This is a genomic window from Brevundimonas sp. SGAir0440 (genome assembly GCF_005484585.1).
Lineage (GTDB): Bacteria > Pseudomonadota > Alphaproteobacteria > Caulobacterales > Caulobacteraceae > Brevundimonas.
This window is the reverse complement of record NZ_CP039435.1, coordinates 2,972,228-2,989,439: the sequence shown is the minus strand read 5'-3', so window position 1 is coordinate 2,989,439 and position 17,212 is coordinate 2,972,228. Positions and strand designations below refer to the sequence as shown.

11 protein-coding genes are annotated in these 17,212 nt (G+C 69.0%); 5 read left to right on the top strand and 6 right to left on the bottom strand.

The genetic code is table 11. From position 1 onward, the window contains the following. Nucleotides 1-16: 16 nt before the first annotated feature. Complete coding sequence (gene gltB, locus E7T10_RS14700) at nt 17-4,570, bottom strand: glutamate synthase large subunit (protein ID WP_246846051.1); 4,554 nt, start codon at nt 4,568-4,570, stop codon at nt 17-19. Beyond that, a complete protein-coding gene (locus tag E7T10_RS14695; RefSeq protein ID WP_137722375.1) occupies nt 4,567-5,994 on the bottom strand; it encodes an NAD(P)-dependent oxidoreductase in 1,428 nt (475 codons plus the stop codon). The genes gltB and E7T10_RS14695 overlap by 4 nt, the downstream gene beginning before the upstream one ends. Nucleotides 5,995-6,226: 232 nt before the next feature. Between E7T10_RS14695 and E7T10_RS14690 the strand changes: the two genes are divergently transcribed. Continuing rightward, the gene (locus E7T10_RS14690) at nt 6,227-8,641 is read left to right on the top strand and encodes a membrane-bound PQQ-dependent dehydrogenase, glucose/quinate/shikimate family (RefSeq protein WP_137722374.1); all 2,415 of its coding nucleotides are present in this window, start codon (nt 6,227-6,229) and stop codon (nt 8,639-8,641) included. A 52-nt stretch (nt 8,642-8,693) separates the two neighbouring features. On the opposite strand, the gene E7T10_RS14685 is transcribed toward E7T10_RS14690, so the two are convergent. From E7T10_RS14685 to proB, 4 genes are read right to left on the bottom strand one after another with little or no spacing between them, the layout of a single operon-like run. After that, nucleotides 8,694-9,029, bottom strand: a complete 336-nt coding sequence (locus tag E7T10_RS14685; protein ID WP_137722373.1) for a type II toxin-antitoxin system PemK/MazF family toxin — start codon at nt 9,027-9,029, stop codon at nt 8,694-8,696. Next, nucleotides 9,016-9,231 carry an AbrB/MazE/SpoVT family DNA-binding domain-containing protein gene (locus E7T10_RS14680; protein WP_137722372.1) on the bottom strand — a complete coding sequence of 72 codons (216 nt, stop codon included), beginning with the start codon at nt 9,229-9,231 and terminating at the stop codon, nt 9,016-9,018. Before E7T10_RS14680 ends, E7T10_RS14685 begins: the two co-directional genes overlap by 14 nt. A gap of 36 nt (nt 9,232-9,267) precedes the next feature. Then, entirely contained in the window at nt 9,268-10,530 is a 1,263-nt protein-coding gene (locus tag E7T10_RS14675; protein WP_137722371.1) for a glutamate-5-semialdehyde dehydrogenase, read from the bottom strand. Next, the gene (gene proB / locus E7T10_RS14670) at nt 10,527-11,684 is read right to left on the bottom strand and encodes a glutamate 5-kinase (protein ID WP_137722370.1); all 1,158 of its coding nucleotides are present in this window, start codon (nt 11,682-11,684) and stop codon (nt 10,527-10,529) included. The genes E7T10_RS14675 and proB overlap by 4 nt, the downstream gene beginning before the upstream one ends. Nucleotides 11,685-11,751: 67 nt before the next feature. Here proB and E7T10_RS14665 point away from each other — a divergent pair, with 67 nt between their 5' ends. From E7T10_RS14665 to E7T10_RS15985, 4 genes are all read left to right on the top strand, one after another. Further along, nucleotides 11,752-12,531: a ZIP family metal transporter gene (locus tag E7T10_RS14665; RefSeq protein WP_168189958.1), complete on the top strand. Its 780-nt coding sequence runs from the start codon at nt 11,752-11,754 to the stop codon at nt 12,529-12,531. A gap of 230 nt (nt 12,532-12,761) precedes the next feature. Further along, nucleotides 12,762-14,999, top strand: coding sequence for a glycoside hydrolase family 3 N-terminal domain-containing protein (locus tag E7T10_RS14660; RefSeq protein ID WP_137722369.1), 2,238 nt, complete (start codon nt 12,762-12,764; stop codon nt 14,997-14,999). 97 nt (nt 15,000-15,096) lie between these two features. Continuing rightward, a complete protein-coding gene (gene carA, locus E7T10_RS14655; protein WP_055806363.1) occupies nt 15,097-16,257 on the top strand; it encodes a glutamine-hydrolyzing carbamoyl-phosphate synthase small subunit in 1,161 nt (386 codons plus the stop codon). Between the two features lie 4 nt (nt 16,258-16,261). After that, nucleotides 16,262-17,206 (top strand): hypothetical protein, encoded by a 945-nt coding sequence (locus E7T10_RS15985; protein WP_246846050.1) that lies wholly within the window; start codon nt 16,262-16,264, stop codon nt 17,204-17,206. Nucleotides 17,207-17,212: the final 6 nt, after the last annotated feature.

The following is a 17,212-nucleotide window of genomic DNA, read 5'->3' as shown; positions in this document are numbered from 1 at the left end:
GGCAGGCGGTTCGGTGTCAGGCGGAGGTCTTCAGGCGTTCCGTGCGGGCGACGATGTCGGTCAGGGGCACGATGCGGACGAAGCGATTCAGGCTGTTGTCCCAATCCGCCAGCAGACGCCGCGCCAGGGGCGAGGCCGTCGCGGCCAGATGGGCCTCGATCAGGCGCTTCAGTCGATCGGCCGCCTCTGCGTCCATGTCGGTGACCCCCGCCAGGTCGCCGTTCAGGGCGCGCTCGGCATGGCCCGGCTGGTCCAGCACGAACAGCTCGCCGCCGCTCATGCCCGCCGCCAGGTTCCAGCCGACCGCCCCCAGGACGACCACGCGCCCGCCGGTCATATATTCGCAGCCGTGCGCGCCCAGCCCCTCGACCACGGCCTCGGCGCCCGAGTTCCTGACCGCAAACCGCTCGCCCGCCGCCCCGGCGACGAACAGACGGCCGGAGGTCGCCCCATACAGGGTAGTGTTGCCGCAGATCAGCTGATCCTCGCGCCATTCGGGCGTGCGGATCGAGATTTCGGCGCCCGACAGCCCCTTGCCGACATAGTCGTTGGCCTCGCCCGTCAGGTGCAGTTCCAGACCCTTGGCCGCGAAGGCGCCGAAGCTCTGGCCCGCGATGCCTTCCAACCGCAGCTTCAGACGGCCCGCCGGGCCTTGCGCGCCGAAGCGGCGCACGATGGCCGAGGACAGGGCCGCGCCAACCGTGCGCTGGGTGTTGTTCAGCGGATAGGACAGCTCCAGCGTCTGGCCGCGATCCAGGAAGCGCACGGCGTCCTTCAGCACGGCGGCGTCCAGACTGTCGGCGATGGGCTTGCGCGTCGTCTTGTCGGCCCATCTGCCGGCCGCGCCCTCGTCCACCTGAACCAGCAGCGGGTTCAGGTCCAGGTCGTCCAGGTGCGAGCCGCCGCGACGGACCTGACGCAGCAGGTCGGTGCGGCCGATGATCTCGTCCATCGTGCGCGCGCCGATGGAGGCCAAGATTTCTCGCGTCTCCTCGGCGATGAAGGTGAACAGGTTCACCACCTTGTCAGGCGTGCCGGTGAACTTCTCGCGCAGCCGCTCGTCCTGGGAGCAGACGCCGACCGGGCAGGTGTTGGAATGGCACTGACGCACCATCAGACAGCCCATAGCGATCAGGGCGGCGGTGCCGACGCCGTATTCCTCGGCGCCCAGCATGGCGGCGATGACCACGTCGCGGCCGGTGCGGACGCCCCCGTCGGTCCTCAGCGTGACCGAGCCGCGCAGATTGTTCAGCGTCAGCACCTGATGGGCCTCGGCCAGGCCGATCTCCCACGGCAGGCCGGCGTGCTTGATCGAGGTCTGGGGCGAGGCGCCGGTGCCGCCGTTGTGGCCGGCGATCAGGATGGCGTCGGCGTTGGCCTTGGCTACCCCCGAAGCGATGGCGCCGATGCCCGAGGCGGACACCAGCTTCACCGTCACCCGCGCATCGGGGTTGATGGCCTTCAGGTCGTAGATGAGCTGGGCCAGATCCTCGATCGAATAGATGTCGTGGTGCGGGGGCGGCGAAATCAGGGTCGTGCCGGGCACGGCGTGGCGCATCCGGGCGATGAATTCCGTGACCTTGAAGCCGGGCAGCTGGCCGCCCTCGCCGGGCTTGGCGCCTTGGGCCACCTTGATCTCGATCTCGCGGCACTGGTTCAGATATTCGGCCGTGACGCCGAACCGGCCCGAGGCCACCTGTTTCACCGCCGAGTTGGCGTCATCGCCGTTCGGACGCGGGTGATAGCGTTCGGGATCCTCGCCGCCCTCGCCCGAGACCGAGCGGGCGCCGATGCGGTTCATGGCGATGTTCAGCGTCTCGTGCGCCTCGGGGCTAAGCGCGCCCAGCGACATGGCCTGGGTCAGGAAGCGGCGGCGGATGTCCGACACGCTCTCGACCTGGTCCAGCGGAATGGGCGTGCCTTCGCGGAAGTCCAGCAAATCGCGCAGGGACAGGTCGGCCTGGGCGCGAACGACCTCGGAGAACTGCTTGAAGCGGCGGTAGTCGCCGCGGTTGCAGGCGTCCTGCAGCAGGTGGATGGTGCTGGCCTCGTGGGCGTGAGCCTCGCCGCCCGAACGGATCTTGAAGAAGCCGCCGATGGCCGGGGAAGGGACAGCCTCGCCCCAGGCGATGCGGTGCCGCTTCATCGCCGCCTGCTCCAGACCGGCCAGGCCGATGCCGGAGATGCGCGACGGGGCGCCGGGGAAGAACTCGGCGGTCAGCGCCCGCGACAGGCCCAGCACCTCGAACTCGCAGCCGCCGCGATAGGCGGAGATGACGCTGATCCCCTTGCGCGCCAGGGTCTTCAGCAGGCCCGCCTCGATGCCGGCCTTGTAGTTCAGACAGGCGTCACGCAGCATCAGGCCGGGATACAGGCCCCGATCCAGACGCTCCTGGAACAGGTCCTGGGCCAGCCAGGCGTTGACCGTGGTGGCGCCGACCCCGACCAGGACGGCGAACCCGTGCGGATCCAGCGTCTCGGCGGTGCGCACCACGATCGAGCAGTAGGAGCGCAGGCCCGCCTTGGTCAGACGGCCGTGGACCCCGGCGGTGGCCAGGATCATGGGCGCGGCCAGACGATCCGCCGATCCGGCCTGGTCGGTCAGAACGATCAAGGCGGCGCCGTCGCGGGCGGCGGCCTCGGCCTCGTCCATGATGCGGTCCAGCGCGGCGCGCAGGGCCGCGCCCGGGCGGGCGTCGTCGGACGGCAGGGCGTAGCTGCAATCGATCACCACGGTCGAACCGGCGCCGACCGTGTCGATCATCCGCTCGTACATGCCGTTGGTCAGGACGGGGCTGTCCAGCACGAAGACGTCGGTCTGGGCCTCTTCCTCGGCCAGGATGTTGCCCAGGTTCTTGAACCGGGTCTTCAGGCTCATGGCCCCCGCTTCGCGCAGCGGGTCGATGGGCGGGTTCGTGACCTGGGAGAAGTTCTGGCGGAAGTAGTGGCTCAACGGGCGGGGCAGGGCCGACAGCACCGCGGGCGGGGCGTCGTCGCCCATGGAGCCGACCGCCTCCTTGCCGTCGCGGACCAGGGCGTCCAGCAGCAGGTCCAGATCCTCGCGGCTGTAGCCGGCGGCGATCTGGCGGCGGGTCAGGGCCTCGCCCGAGGCCGAGCGCGGCTCGGGTCCGGGGCCGATGATCGGCTCCAGATCCACCATATTGTCCAGCCACGCCTCATAGGGGTGGGCGGCGGCCAGGGCGTCGACGGCCTCGTGCTCGTCATAGACGCGGCCATGCTTCATATCGACGGCGATCAGCTTGCCGGGGCCGATGTGCAGGCGGCGCTTCACCCGGCTCTCGGGGATCGGCACCAGACCGGCCTCGGAGCCCGCCATCAGCAGGCCGTCCACCGTCTCGACGGCGCGCAGGGGACGCAGGCCGTTGCGGTCCTTGCCCGCCACGATCCAGCGGCCGTCGGCGGCGCAGATGGCGGCCGGGCCGTCCCACGGCTCCATCACCGCATTGCAATAGGCGTAGAAGGCCCGGTGTTCGGCGGGCATGACCACGTCGTCCTTGGCCCAGGCCTCGGGGATCAGCAGGGCCTTGGCCATCGGCGCAGGGCGACCGGCGTGGACCAGCACCTCCATGACATTGTCCAGGGCCGCCGAGTCCGATCCGCCCGGCTGGACCACCGGCTTGACCTCGCCGTCGCGGTCGCCAAAAGCGCCGGCCGCCATGCGGATCTCGTGCGACTTCATCCAGTTCAGATTGCCCTTCAGCGTGTTGATTTCGCCGTTGTGGGCCATCATCCGGAAGGGCTGGGCCAGCTTCCATTCCGGGAAGGTGTTGGTCGAATAGCGCTGGTGGAAGACCGCGTAGGCCGAGACGAAGCGCGGGTCCTCAAGATCGGGATACAGGTCGCCCAGCAGTTCGGCCCGCACCATGCCCTTGTAGGCGATGGAGCGCGCGGACAGGGTGCAGATATAGACGCCGGCCAGGTTCTCGGTCTTGACCGTCTTCTCGATGCGGCGGCGGCACAGATACAGTTCGCGCTCCAAAGCCTCGCCGTCCAGCGGTTGGCCCGCGTCGTCCAGCGGCGGGGCCAGCATGATCTGTTCGATCTCGGGCCGGGTCGCGCCGGCCTTGGTCCCGACGACGGACAGGTCGATGGGCGTCTGGCGCCAGCCATAGATCCAGAAGCCGGCGCGCAGGGCCTCGGTCTCGACGATGGCGCGGGCGCGGTCCTGGGCGCCCAGGTCGGTGCGCGGCAGGAAGACCTGGCCGACGCAGATGGGCCCAGGACGCAGGGACTGGCCGATGGAGGCCACCTGTTCGGCGAAGAAGGCTTGCGGCAGCTCGGCCATGATGCCCGCGCCGTCGCCCGACAGGCCGTCAGGGTCGACCGCTCCCCGGTGGGCCACGGCCTTCAGGCTGCGGATCGCATATTCGACCACGTCGCGGCGGGGCGTGCCGTCGATCGAACAGACCAGGCCGACACCGCAGGCGTCCCGCTCCGAGCTACGGTCATAGGCGTTACCGGCTTCCAGCCGGTCGCGGGTGTCGGTGTACTTGTCTAACCAGTCACCCTTTTGGGGCGCTATCGGCCCTTGGCCTGCATGAGCGCTCATGCCGCGACCTCCTCGGTGCGGGTCTTGAAGTAGCGGTCGATCTCGGCGGCAGCGTCCTGGCCTTCGCGGACGGCCCAGACGACCAGCGAGGCGCCGCGCACCGCGTCGCCGGCGGCGAAGACGCCGGGCAGGCTGGTGGCGAAGCTGACAGAGCCGACCTTGATCGTGCCGTCGTCGCGCAGGCGCAGGTTCGGCTCGTGCGCCGCGAATGGCTCGGGCGTGAAGCCCAGCGCCTCGATGACGATATCGGCCGGCACGTCGAAGTCGGCGCCGGGCACCGGCACGATGTCGCGACGCTGGCCGGGCAGGGCTTCCGTCAACTGCATGCGCGCGGCGCGCACGCCCGTGACCTGGTCGCCTTGCGACAGCAGGGCCTTTGGCGCGGCCAGCCATTCGAAAACGACGCCTTCTTCCTCGGCGTTGACGACTTCGCGGGCCGAGCCCGGCATGTTGTCGCGGTCACGACGATACAGGCAGGTGACGCTGGCCGCGCCTTGCCGCACGGCGGTGCGGACGCAGTCCATGGCGGTGTCGCCGCCGCCGATCACGACGACCCGTTTGCCGCGCGCCTCGTGCCAGCCGTCCTGTTCGGCGTCGCCCAGGTCGCGGCGGTTCTGATGGGTCAGATAGGACAGGGCGGCGACGGTCGAATCCGGCCCGCGACCGGGCGCGGACAGGAGGCGCGGCTGATAGACGCCCATCGCCAACAGGACCACGTCGTGGCGCTCGCGCAGCTCGGTCAGGGTCACGTCCTTGCCGACCTCGCAGCCCAGCACGAACTGGACGCCGCCGTCGATCAGCCGGTCCACGCGGCGCTGGACGACGTGCTTCTCCAGCTTGAACCCGGGGATGCCGTAGATCAGCAGCCCGCCGGCGCGGTCGTGGCGGTCATAGATCGTCACCTGATAGCCCTCGCAGCGCAGGCGGTCGGCGGCGGCCAGACCGGCCGGGCCGGCGCCGACGATTCCCACGGTTTCGCCGCGTTCGGCCGCCGGGCGGATCGGCTCGACCCAGCCGTTGGCGAAGGCCTGATCGCCCAGCCAGGCCTCGACCGAGCCGATGGTCACGGCGTCCCAGCCGGACTGGTTCAAGGTGCACGACCCCTCGCACAGCCGGTCCTGCGGGCAGATGCGGCCGCAGATTTCGGGCATGGTCGAGGTCAGGGACGCGACGCGCCAGGCCTCGCGCGGCTCGTTCTCGGCCGACAGGCGCAGCCAGTCGGGGATGTTGTTCTGAAGCGGGCAGGCGTTCTGGCAGAAGGGCACGCCGCAGTCGGTGCAGCGCGACGCCTGTTTCTCGGCCGTCTCGGTCGAGGGCGGAATCGTGATCTCGCCGAAACCGCGCGCGCGCAGTTCGGCTGAGGCCTTGGACAGGCGGCGAGGTTCGACGACGAATGTCCCGCCTTGCTTCAGGGTCTTATGCATATCTCGCATATGCCGCAAACGACGCGTTAGAGGCAAATATTATTGCCGCGCGGTGTTCTCAGCGAAACAAAAAGAATAAATCATCCAATCGGACGCGTTTCGTCGTCAAAAGTTGCCGATGGTGGACGTTTGCGCCGCAACAGGATTTTGTTCCAGGGGTGCGACAATAGGAACCGGCGCGGCCTCGAGGCGTTCGAAAGACGGATTTCAGCCGACTACAGAGAGTGCGCCCATGCCCCGATGGACAACCCCGACCGGCCTTGGGGGATGGCTGACCTTGCTGCTCGGGGTGCTGCTGGCCGTGATCGGTCTGGTGCTGACGGTCGGCGGCGTTCAGCTCGCGATGCTGGGCGGCTCCTGGTATTATCTGATTGCAGGCCTGGGGCTGATCGTGTCGGGCCTTCTGCTTGTCTGGCGCGACGTGCGCGGAGCCTGGCTCTATGGAGCAGTCTTCGTCGCCACGGTGATCTGGGCGCTGTGGGAGAAGGGCCTGAACGGCTGGGCCATGATCCCACGCCTGGTCGGGCCGCTGGTGCTGATGTTCCTGGTGCTGGCGACGCTGCCGGTGCTGCGGTCGCGCGGCGGCGGCAAGACGGCGGGCTTCGGCGCGCTCGGGCTGGCGGCGCTGACGATCGTGTTCGGCCTGGTGGTCGGTCAGATCAACACGCCCGGCGTCGACAGCCCAGTGCCCGGCGCGCGCGGACCGTTCGGCGACCCCGCCCTGATCAAGGCCGGCATGGATTGGCCCGCCTATGGCGGCTCGGATGCGGCCCAGCGCTATTCGCCGCTGAACCAGATCAACAAGACCAACGTCGGCCAGTTGGAGCGCGCCTGGACCTTCCGCACCGGCGACCTGCCCGGCGAACGGTTCGGCGCCGAGACCACGCCGCTGAAGATCGCCGACACCGTCTATCTCTGCTCGGGTCGCAACAAGATGTTCGCCCTCGACGCAAACACCGGCCGGCAGAAGTGGGCCTATGATCCCAAGGTGGCGGACGAGCAGATCCCCTACACCGCCGCCTGCCGGGGCGTGACCTATTACGCCGCGCCCAACGTCGATCAGGCTCAGCCCTGCGCGACGCGCATCATCGAAGGCACGCTGGACGGGCGCATCATCGCGGTCGATGCGCGCACCGGCGTGCCTTGTCCCGCCTTCGGAACCAACGGCGCCGTCAGCATCAAGGAGGGGATGGGCAATCCCTATCCCGGCATGGTGTCGATCACCTCGCCGCCCGTCGTCGTGCGCGGCGTCATCGTCACGGGCCATCAGGTGCTGGACGGCCAGAAACGCTGGAACGCCTCGGGCGTGATCCAGGGCTATGACGTCGTCACGGGTCAGCTGCGCTTCGCCTGGGACATGATGCGTCCCGACATCACCACCGCCCCGCCGGCGGGCCAGACCTATACGCCGGGCACGCCGAACATGTGGACGACGGCGACGGGCGACGAAGCCCTGGGCCTGGTCTATCTGCCGATGGGCAACTCGGCCGCCGACTACTATTCGTCGCTGCGCCGGCCTCAGGAGAACCAGTATTCCAGCGCCCTGGTTGCGCTGGACGTCACGACGGGTAAGCCGCGCTGGAGCTATCAGACCGTGCGCCGCGACGTCTGGGACTATGACCTGGGTTCACAGGTGACGCTGGTCGACATGCCGACCGCAGGGGGCGTGACGCCGGCGGTGATCCTGCCGTCCAAGCGCGGCGAAATCTTCGTGCTGGATCGCCGCACGGGCCAGCCCCTGCACGGCGTTCAGGATCGTCCGGCCCCGCGCGGCGGCGTCGAACCGGCCCAACGCGCGGCGACCCAGCCGTATTCGCTGTTCAACACCCTAGCCAAGCCCGATCTGCGCGAAGTCGATATGTGGGGCATGTCGCCGATCGATCAGATGATCTGCCGCATCCAGTTCAAGAAGGCGTCATATCAGGGCCAGTTCACGCCCCCGACCGCCGACCGTCGCTTCATCGAATATCCGGGCTACAACGGCGGTTCGGACTGGGGCAGCGTGGCGCTGGATCCGCGTCGCGGCGTGATCATCGCCAACTATAACGACATGCCCAACTACAACCGTCTGGTGCCGCGCGCCGAGGCGAACAAGCGGGGCTGGTTCCCCCGCGACGACCCTCGCTATCAGGCCGAGACGAACGGCGAGGGCGCCAAGGCCGAGGGCGCGGGCGATCCGCAGATGGGCGTGCCCTATGCGATCGACGTCAACGCCGGCTGGCGGATGCCCTTCACCGGCCTGCTGTGCAAGGAGCCTCCGTACGGCGGCATCCGGGCCATCGACGTGCAAAGCGGCAAGACCCTGTGGGACCGTCCATTCGGCACGGCGCGCAAGAACGGGCCGTTCGGCATCCCCTCGATGCTGCCGCTGGAGATCGGCACGCCGAACAACGGCGGCTCGGTGGTCACGGCGGGCGGCCTGATCTTTATCGCCGCCGCGACCGACGACCTGATCCGCGCCATCGATATCGAGACGGGCAAGACCGTCTGGTCCGATGTCCTGCCCGCCGGCGGTCAGGCCAACCCGATGATCTATGAGCAGAACGGCCGCCAGTATCTGGTGATCGTGGCGGCGGGCCATCACTTCATGGAAACGCCTGAGGGCGATTACGTGATCGCCTATGCTTTGCCCAAGGGCAAAGCATAGGCTCTCTCGCCGGGCCTATCGCGCTTCGCGCTGCTTGAGGCCGAATTGGACGTCAGAGGTTGGCGCGGATGGCTTGCATCGTCCGCGCCAACCGCTCGTCGTCGACGCGTCCAAGACGGGTCGCAACGGCGACGTCGATTGTCGCGATTTTGGCGGCTCGAATGACGGAGGGCGCGGGCAATCCGGCGTCGGCGTAGGTTTCCGCCAATGACACATCGTCGGCCCAAGACCGGTTGTCGGCGCTGGTGATCATTACGACCCACAACAGCCTGTCGCCATCGCCAAGCGGGCCATCGGACACGACCAGGGCCGGACGATGCTGTCGGGTGCTGCGGTCGGTGTAAGGGAAGGGGACGCGGACGACGTCGCCGCGCCTAAAGTCCGGCATAGGCCTTGCGGTCCGCGTCGCTGTCCCATTCGTCGAACGCCGCGAAGGGGTCTTCGGCCGACGCCCTGCGGGCCTTGCGCAGGATCACTCGGTCGCCGTCCAGGTCGTATTGCAGCTCATCGCCGTCCTGCAGGCTCAGAGCGGCGCGCACGGCCTGAGGAATGGTGGTCTGGGCCTTCGATGTCAGGCGGCTCTTGATCATGGCTTTAGAGTAAGGAATTTCCTTACCGGCGGCAAGTCAGGGCCTGATCTGGCCTTGGCCGCGCACCACGTATTTGTAGGTGGTCAGCTGCTCCGCCCCGACCGGGCCGCGCGCGTGGAGGCGGTTGGTGGAGATGCCGATTTCGCCGCCGAAGCCGAACTCGCCGCCGTCGGCGAACTGGGTCGAGGCGTTGATCAGGACGATGGCGCTGTCGACCTTGGCGGCGAACCGTTCGGCGGCCTGGGCGTCGGTGGTGACGATGGCCTCGGTATGGCCCGAGCCGTAGCGGGCGATGTGGTCGGTCGCGGCATCCAGATCCTCGACGACGCGGACGGCGAGGATGGGGGCCAGATATTCGGTGGTCCAGTCGGCCTCGGTCGCGGGCGTCATGACGGGGACCAGGGCGCGGGCGTCGGCGTCGCCGCGCAGTTCGCAACCGGCGGCGATCAGGTCGGCGGCGACGGGGGGCAGCAGGCGCTGGGCCGCCGCCCGGTCCACCAGCAGGGTTTCGGTCGCGCCGCAGACCGAGACGCGGCGCATCTTGGCGTTCAGAACGATGGCGCGGGCGGTCTCCAGATCCGCTGCCTCATGCAGATAGGTGTGGTTCAGGCCTTCCAGGTGGCTGAGCACGGCCGTTCGCGCCTCGGCTTGGACGCGGGCGACCAGGCTCTTGCCGCCGCGCGGCACGATGACGTCGATCGTCCCTTCCAGCCCGGTCAGCATCAGGCCCACGGCCTCACGGTCGGGGGTGTCCACCAACTGGATCGCGTCGGCGGGCAGGCTGGCCTCGGCCAGGCTTTCCGCGATCAGGGCGGCGATGGCCAGGGACGAATGCAGACAGTCCGAACCGCAGCGCAGGATGGCGGCATTGCCCGAGCGGATGCACAGGGCGGCGGCGTCGGCGGTGACGTTGGGGCGGCTCTCGTAGATGACGCCCAGCACGCCGATGGGGGTGCGGACGCGGGCGATGTCCAGTCCGTTGGCGGGGGTCCAGCGTTCGGTCTCGACGCCCAGTGGATCGGGCACGGCGGTGATGGTCGCCACCGCCTCGGCCATGCCGGCGATACGGGCGGGGCTCAACGACAGCCGGTCGATCAGGGCCTCGGTCATGCCGTTCACGCGGGCGGCCTCCACATCGCGGGCGTTGGCGGCGAGGATGTCGGGTTCGGCCCTCGTCAGTTTTGCGGACAGGATTTCCAGCGCGCGGGTGCGGGCGGCGGCGGGAGCTTCACGCAGGGCGGCGGCGGCGGTGCGGGCGCGCTGGCCCAGATCGAACATACGGGTCTTCAGGTCGGTCATCCGTCGTCCAGCACCATGTCGTCGCGGTGGATCAGAACCGAGGCCCCGCGATAGCCCAGCAGGGTCTCGATCTCGTCCGAGCGGCGGCCACAAAGGCGCGCGGCCTCGTCGGCGGCGTAGGCGGCCAGACCCACGCCGACGGCCCGACCGTCCGGGTCGATCAGACGCACGCAGTCGCCCTTTTCGAAAGCGCCGGACACGCCCGTCACCCCGGCCGGCAACAGGCTCTTGCCCGCCTTCAGCGCCGTGACCGCCCCGGCGTCCAGCGTCAGGACCCCCGTCGGCGACAGGCTGCCGGCGATCCACTGCTTATAGGCGGCCATCGGTCCGTCGGGGGCGGCGATCAATGTGGCGCGCGCGCCGTCGCGGATGGCGCTGAGCGGCGACAGCGTCTGGCCCGAGGCGATGATGGTGGCGCAACCCGCCGAGCGCGCGATCTGGGCCGCCGCCAGCTTGGTCGCCATGCCGCCTGTCCCGACGCCGGCATCGGCGTTGGCGCCCCCGCCCATGGCCAGGATGTCGGGGCTCAGCGTCTTGATCAGAGGCAGGTGGACGGCGTTGGGATCACGGCGCGGATCGGCGGTGTACAGGCCGTCCACGTCCGACAGCAGGACCAGCAGGTCCGCGCGCGCCAACTGGGCCGTGCGCGCCGCCAGCCGGTCGTTGTCGCCGTAACGGATTTCCTCGGTCGCCACCGTGTCGTTCTCGTTGACGATGGGGATGACGCCGTGGGTCAACAGGGCCTCGACGGTCGCGCGGGCGTTCAGCCACCGCCGACGGCGTTCGGTGTCGTCGCGCGTCAGCAGCACCTGGCCCGCGATCAGGCCATGAGGGTCCAGCGCCCCTGACCAGGCCGCCATCAGCAGCGATTGCCCGACCGAGGCCGCCGCCTGCTTGTCCTCCAGCCGTGCGCCCAACGCGGGCAGCCGGCCCCGGCCCAGGGCGATCGAGCCGGATGAGACGACGATGACCTCGCGCCCCTCGGTCTTCAGCGCCGCCAGGTCCGAGGCGATGGCGGCCAGCCAGGCGCGCGTCGGCTGGCGCGTGGCCGCGTCGATCAGCAGGGAGGATCCGATCTTGACCACGACCCGCCGGGCGGCGCCCAGCGCCGACGCAGCGTTCGGGCCGACGGGGAGGGGGGCGCGCTGGGACATGAAGCTTTCTGTAACGCCACGGTTCGGGCTTGTCTCTTGCCGTGTCTCGCCGCAATGCAGACGGATGATGGAATCCCTTTCCCCCATCGCCGCAGGCGGTCTGGGCAGTCTGGCGGCGGGCATGATGACGGCGGTGGGCGCCGTGCCGCTGCTGTTCTTCCGCAAGGCGGGGGTGCAGACCCAGAGCGCCCTGCTGGGATTCGCCGCCGGGGTCATGCTGGCGGCCTCCTTCTTCTCGCTGATCATCCCCGGCGTGGACGTGTTGCAGGCGGGCGGGGCCAGCCAGGCGGCGGCGGCCGGCGTCATGGGGGCGGCGGTGCTGATCGGGGCGACGGTGATCGGACTGATGAACCGGTTCGCGCCGGTAGACATGCTGGCCATCGGGCCGGCGGGATCGCGCGACCTGTCGCGGCGCATCTGGCTGTTCATCATCGCCATCACCCTGCACAACTTCCCCGAGGGCGCGGCGGTGGGCGTCAGCTTCGGCGGCGGCGACATGCATCAAGGGCTGTCCACGGCGCTCGGCATCGGCATCCAGAACATGCCCGAGGGGCTGGCGGTGTCGGCGGCGATGGCGAAATTGGGATACGGCCGCTGGCCGGCGTTCGCGGCGGCGCTGGCTTCGGGCCTGGTCGAGCCGGTCGGCGGCCTGATCGGCGCCAGCGTGGTCGATCTCTTGCCCAGCGCCCTGCCGTGGGGCCTGGGCCTGGCGGCCGGAGCCATGATCTATGTCGTCACCGCCGAGATCATTCCCGAAACCCGCGAGAAGTCCAAGGGCGAGGGGTCCATGATCGGCCTGATGATCGGTCTGGTCGGAATGATGTTCCTGGACATCGCCCTGGGATGACGCAGGCGAAACGCGGCGTGACCGCGCAGCGGGGCGTTACATCGATTTACATGGCGGGCGGGGGTTGAAGCCGTCGGGGCCGAGAGGCTAGGCCTCTCGCTTCGCTGCTCGATTGTCCCCCGAAAGGAGCGCCAGCCTAAATGACGCGACCTCTCAAGCCTGCGGCTTCCCGTAGAAATTTCTTGTCTGGCCTGGGGCTTTTGGCCCTGATGGGCGCCGGAGTGTTCCCCATGCCTGTTTCCGCCCAAGCGTCCCGCACCGTCGCCCGTCACCGCCAGAAGATCGAGGATCTGATCGCGGCCATGACGGTCGAGGAGAAGGCGGGCCAGCTGAACCTGCTGGCCGATCCGTTCCGCTGGATGCCCACGGCGGTGAACCCGCTGGACGGCACGGGCGATCCCGCGCGCGTCACCGCCCTGATCCGCGAAGGCAAGGTCGGCAGCCTGTTCAACGGCATCGGCGCCGAGGCGGGCCGTCGCATCCAGCGCGTGGCGATGGAGGAGAGCCGGCTGAAGATCCCGCTGCTGTTCGCGGCGGACGTGATCCACGGCCTGTCGACCATCTTCCCGGTGCCCCTGGCCGAGGCGGCGGCCTTCGACACCGAATTGGCGCGGCGCACCGCGCGGGCGGCGGCGGTCGAGACGGCGGCGTCGGCCGTTCACCAGACCTACGCCCCCATGGTGGACGTGGCGCGCGACCAGCGCTGGGGCCGCAACGTCGAGGGCGCAGGCGAGGACGTTCTGCTGAACAACCTGCTCGCCGCCGCCCGCGTGCGCGGCTTCCAGGGTGAAAAGGGTCTGGACGACCGTGACGCGGTCCTGGCCACCGCCAAACACATGGCCGCCTATTCCGCCGCCGTGGGCGGGGTCGAATACAACACCACCGACATGAGCGAGCAGACGCTGCGCGGGGTCTTCCTGCCGCCGTTCAAGGCGTCGGTGGACGCCGGCGCCCTGTCGATCATGAGCGCCTTCAACGACGTCAACGGCGTGCCGGCGTCGGGCAGCCGCAAGCTGTTGACCGACATCCTGCGCGGCGAATGGGGCTTCGAGGGCTTCGTCGTCTCCGACTACACCTCAGAGCAGGAGCTGGTGGCCCACGGCTTCGCCGAGGACGGCCGCGACGCCGCCCGCCTGGCCTTCAACGCCGGGGTCGATGTGTCGATGGTGTCGGGTCTGTATCTGGAACATCTGCCCAGCCTGGTCGCCTCGGGCGAGGTGTCGATGGCGCGTCTGGACGAGGCGGTGCGCCGCGTCCTGAACACCAAGGCGGCGCTGGGCCTGTTCGACGATCCCTATCGCGGCACCGATCCGGTGCGTGAAAAGGCGGTGGTCGGGTCGCGCGAGCACGTCGAGCTGTCGCGCGAGGCGGGCCGCAAGTCGGTCGTGCTGCTGAAGAACGCTGACGGCCTGCTGCCGCTGAAGAAGAGCCAGAAGATCGCCCTGGTCGGCCCGTTCGCCGACGACGTGGACAATGTCTGGGGGCCGTGGACCATCTGGGGCGCGCCCGAGCGACGTGTTTCGCTGGAAGCCGGCTTCCGCGCGGCCATGAGCGATCCGCAGAACCTGACCCTTGCACGCGGCTCGGGCGTCGAGACGCCGCTGGACGGCGGGATCGAGCAGGCCGTCGCCGCCGCCCGCGACGCCGAGGTCATCGTCCTGGCCATCGGCGAAGCGACCAACATGTCGGGCGAGGCCCAGTCGCGCACCGAGATCGTGGTGCCCGCCCCACAGGTCGCCCTGGTCGACGCCATGGCGGCGCTGGGCAAGCCCATGGTCATCCTGCTGAGGAACGGCCGGGCGCTTGCGCTGGAAGGCAATGTGAAGAACGCCCAGGCCATCGTCGTGACCTGGTTCCTGGGCGAACAGATGGGCCATGCCGTCGCCGACGTCCTGTTCGGCGATCACGGCCCGTCGGCGCGCCTGCCGGTCAGCTTCCCGCACAAGTCGGGCCAGCAGCCCTATTCCTACGACCGCAAGACCACCGGCCGCCCGGCCAATCCCGATCTGGCGAGCGAGGAATACAAGGCCCGCTATCGCGAGACGACCAATACGGCGCTGTATCCCTTCGGCTATGGCCTGACCTATGGCGCGATCAGCTATGGGCCGGTCGAGATGGAGAGCGACAAGCTGGCCTGGGCCGGCACGCTGGATCTGGCCGTGACCGTGACCAACACCGGATCGCATCCGGCCGAGGAGCTGGTGCAGCTCTATATCCACGACCGGGTCGCCAGCCTGACCCAGCCGGGCCGATTGCTGAAGGACTTCAAGCGCGTGTCGCTGAAGCCGGGCCAGAGCACGAAGGTGACCTTCACACTCAACGCCCGCCAACTGGGCTTCATCGGCGCGGACGAGACCTGGCGCATCGAGCCCGGTCTGTTCGACGTGTGGCTGGCGCCGCACGCCCAGGGCGGGGCCAAGGCGACGTTCCAGCTGATCGGTCCGGCGTCGATCACCGACGGGCGGTGACGCGCGCCACGTTGACGGGGCAGGCGGCAGGGCTTAACGACGCCGCCGTTTGCCTTCGGCCTTCGTATCGGCCGGATTCGATTTTAGGAGCGCGCCCATGACGACGAAGATTCTTCCGGGCGCCACCGGCGTTCTCGCGCTCGCGGACGGCACGATCCTGCAGGGCATTGGCGTGGGCGCCGTAGGCTCGGCATTGGGCGAGGTGGTCTTCAACACCGCCATGACCGGCTATCAGGAAATCCTGACTGACCCGTCCTACATGAGCCAAATCCTGGCCTTTACCTTCCCGCACGTGGGCAATGTGGGGACCAATGTCGAGGACATCGAACAGATGGGCGGCGGGTCCGACACCTCGGCGCGGGGCGCCATCTTCCGCGACGTGCCGACCGATCCGGCCAACTATCGCTCGGACGCCAGTTTTGACGACTGGATGAAGCGGCGCGGCGTCGTGGGTCTGGCCGGCGTCGACACCCGCGCGCTGACCAAGATCATCCGCGACAAGGGCGCGCCCCACGCCGTCATCGCCCACGACCCGGACGGAAACTTCGACCTGGAGGCCCTGGTCGCCCAGGCCAAGGGCTGGACCGGCCTGGTCGGTCTGGACCTGGCCAAGCCCGCCTCGACGCTGCAGGCGTTCGAATGGAACGAGGGTCTGTGGGACTGGCCAGAAGGGCACCCCAAGACCGAAGGCCGCAAGGACGTGGTGGTCATTGATTACGGCGTGAAGCGCAACATCCTGCGCGCCCTGGCCTCGACCGGCGCGCGCATCACCGTGGTCCCGGCGACGACGACGGCGGAAGAGGTTCTGGCCCGCAATCCCGACGGCGTGGTCCTGTCGAACGGACCGGGCGATCCGGCCGCCACGGGCGAATACGCCGTACCTGAAATCCAGAAGCTGGTCGCCAGCGGCAAGCCGCTGATGGGCATCTGCCTGGGCCACCAGATGCTGGCCCTGGCGCTCGGCGCCAAGACGGTGAAGATGGATCAGGGCCACCACGGCGCCAACCATCCGGTCAAGGATCTGACCACCGGCAAGGTCGAGATCGTGTCGATGAACCACGGCTTCACCGTCGATCGCGACAGCCTGCCCGACGCCGTGACCGAGACCCACGTCAGCCTGTTCGACGGCACCAACTGCGGCATCGCCGTCAAGGACAAGCCGATCTTCAGCGTCCAGCACCACCCCGAGGCCTCGCCCGGGCCGACCGACAGCCTGTATCTGTTCGACCGGTTCGCCGATCTGATGGGCGCGCGCTGAGGCCATGAAGCAGGGGGCGGTTCGGTCGGACTATCTGGACTGGCTGGCCGAGGCGTTCGAGGTCGGTCGCCGGTTTACGCCCCTGCCGGACGGCGATGTCGTCGTCGGCTACGCCACCGGATACGACGCGGCCGACATCGCACCCTTCGTCCTGTCGCTGCGGGCCGTGTTCGACGGTCCTGTGGCCCTGGTGGTCGACGCCGACCCGGATTTGCGCGCCTTTCTGGCACAGCATCGGGTGACCGCTGTCGATGCGCCGGTCTGGCGCGGATGGGCGCCGCATCCGGTGATGCAGCGGTTCGTGGCCTTCGCCGGTCTTCTCGGTGACCGACCCGGCGCGGCCCTGGCCTGCGACGTGCGCGACGTGATCTTCCAGGCGCCGCCCTTCGATCCGGCGCCCGAGGGGCTTGAGGCCTATGTCGAGGCGGAGACGCCGCTGGCCGATCACGCCTTCAACATGAAGTATCTGCGCGCCCTGTTCGGTGAGGCGCAGGCGCGGCAACTGGCTGACAAGGCCTGTCTTTGCGTCGGCACCATCGTCGGGCCGCGCGCCGACGTCTCGCGCCTGTCGCGACTGATCCTGTCGCTGGCGGCGACGCCGAGATCCGAGATCGGCGGGGCGTTCGGCGCCGATCAGGCGGCCTTTAACATGGCGATCAATCAGGGTCTGACGGCGATGACCGTGCGTCCCAACTACGGGCGCGTGGCGACCCTGGGCCTGACGCCCGGCGAAACGCTGAGGTTCGAAGGCGGAAAGGTCGTCAATCCCGACGCCAGCGTCAGCCCCATCGTCCATCAGCATGATCGCCATCCGCATCTTGAAGCGCCGGTCCATGCGTTGTGGGGTGGCGGGCTGGAGCTGCGTCGGCGGGTAAGGCCCAAGTCGGCGGGGCAGAAGTTCGAAAAGCTGAAAGCCTCGCTGCGCCGCCGGATGCCCGAACTGCGCTGAGCCGGC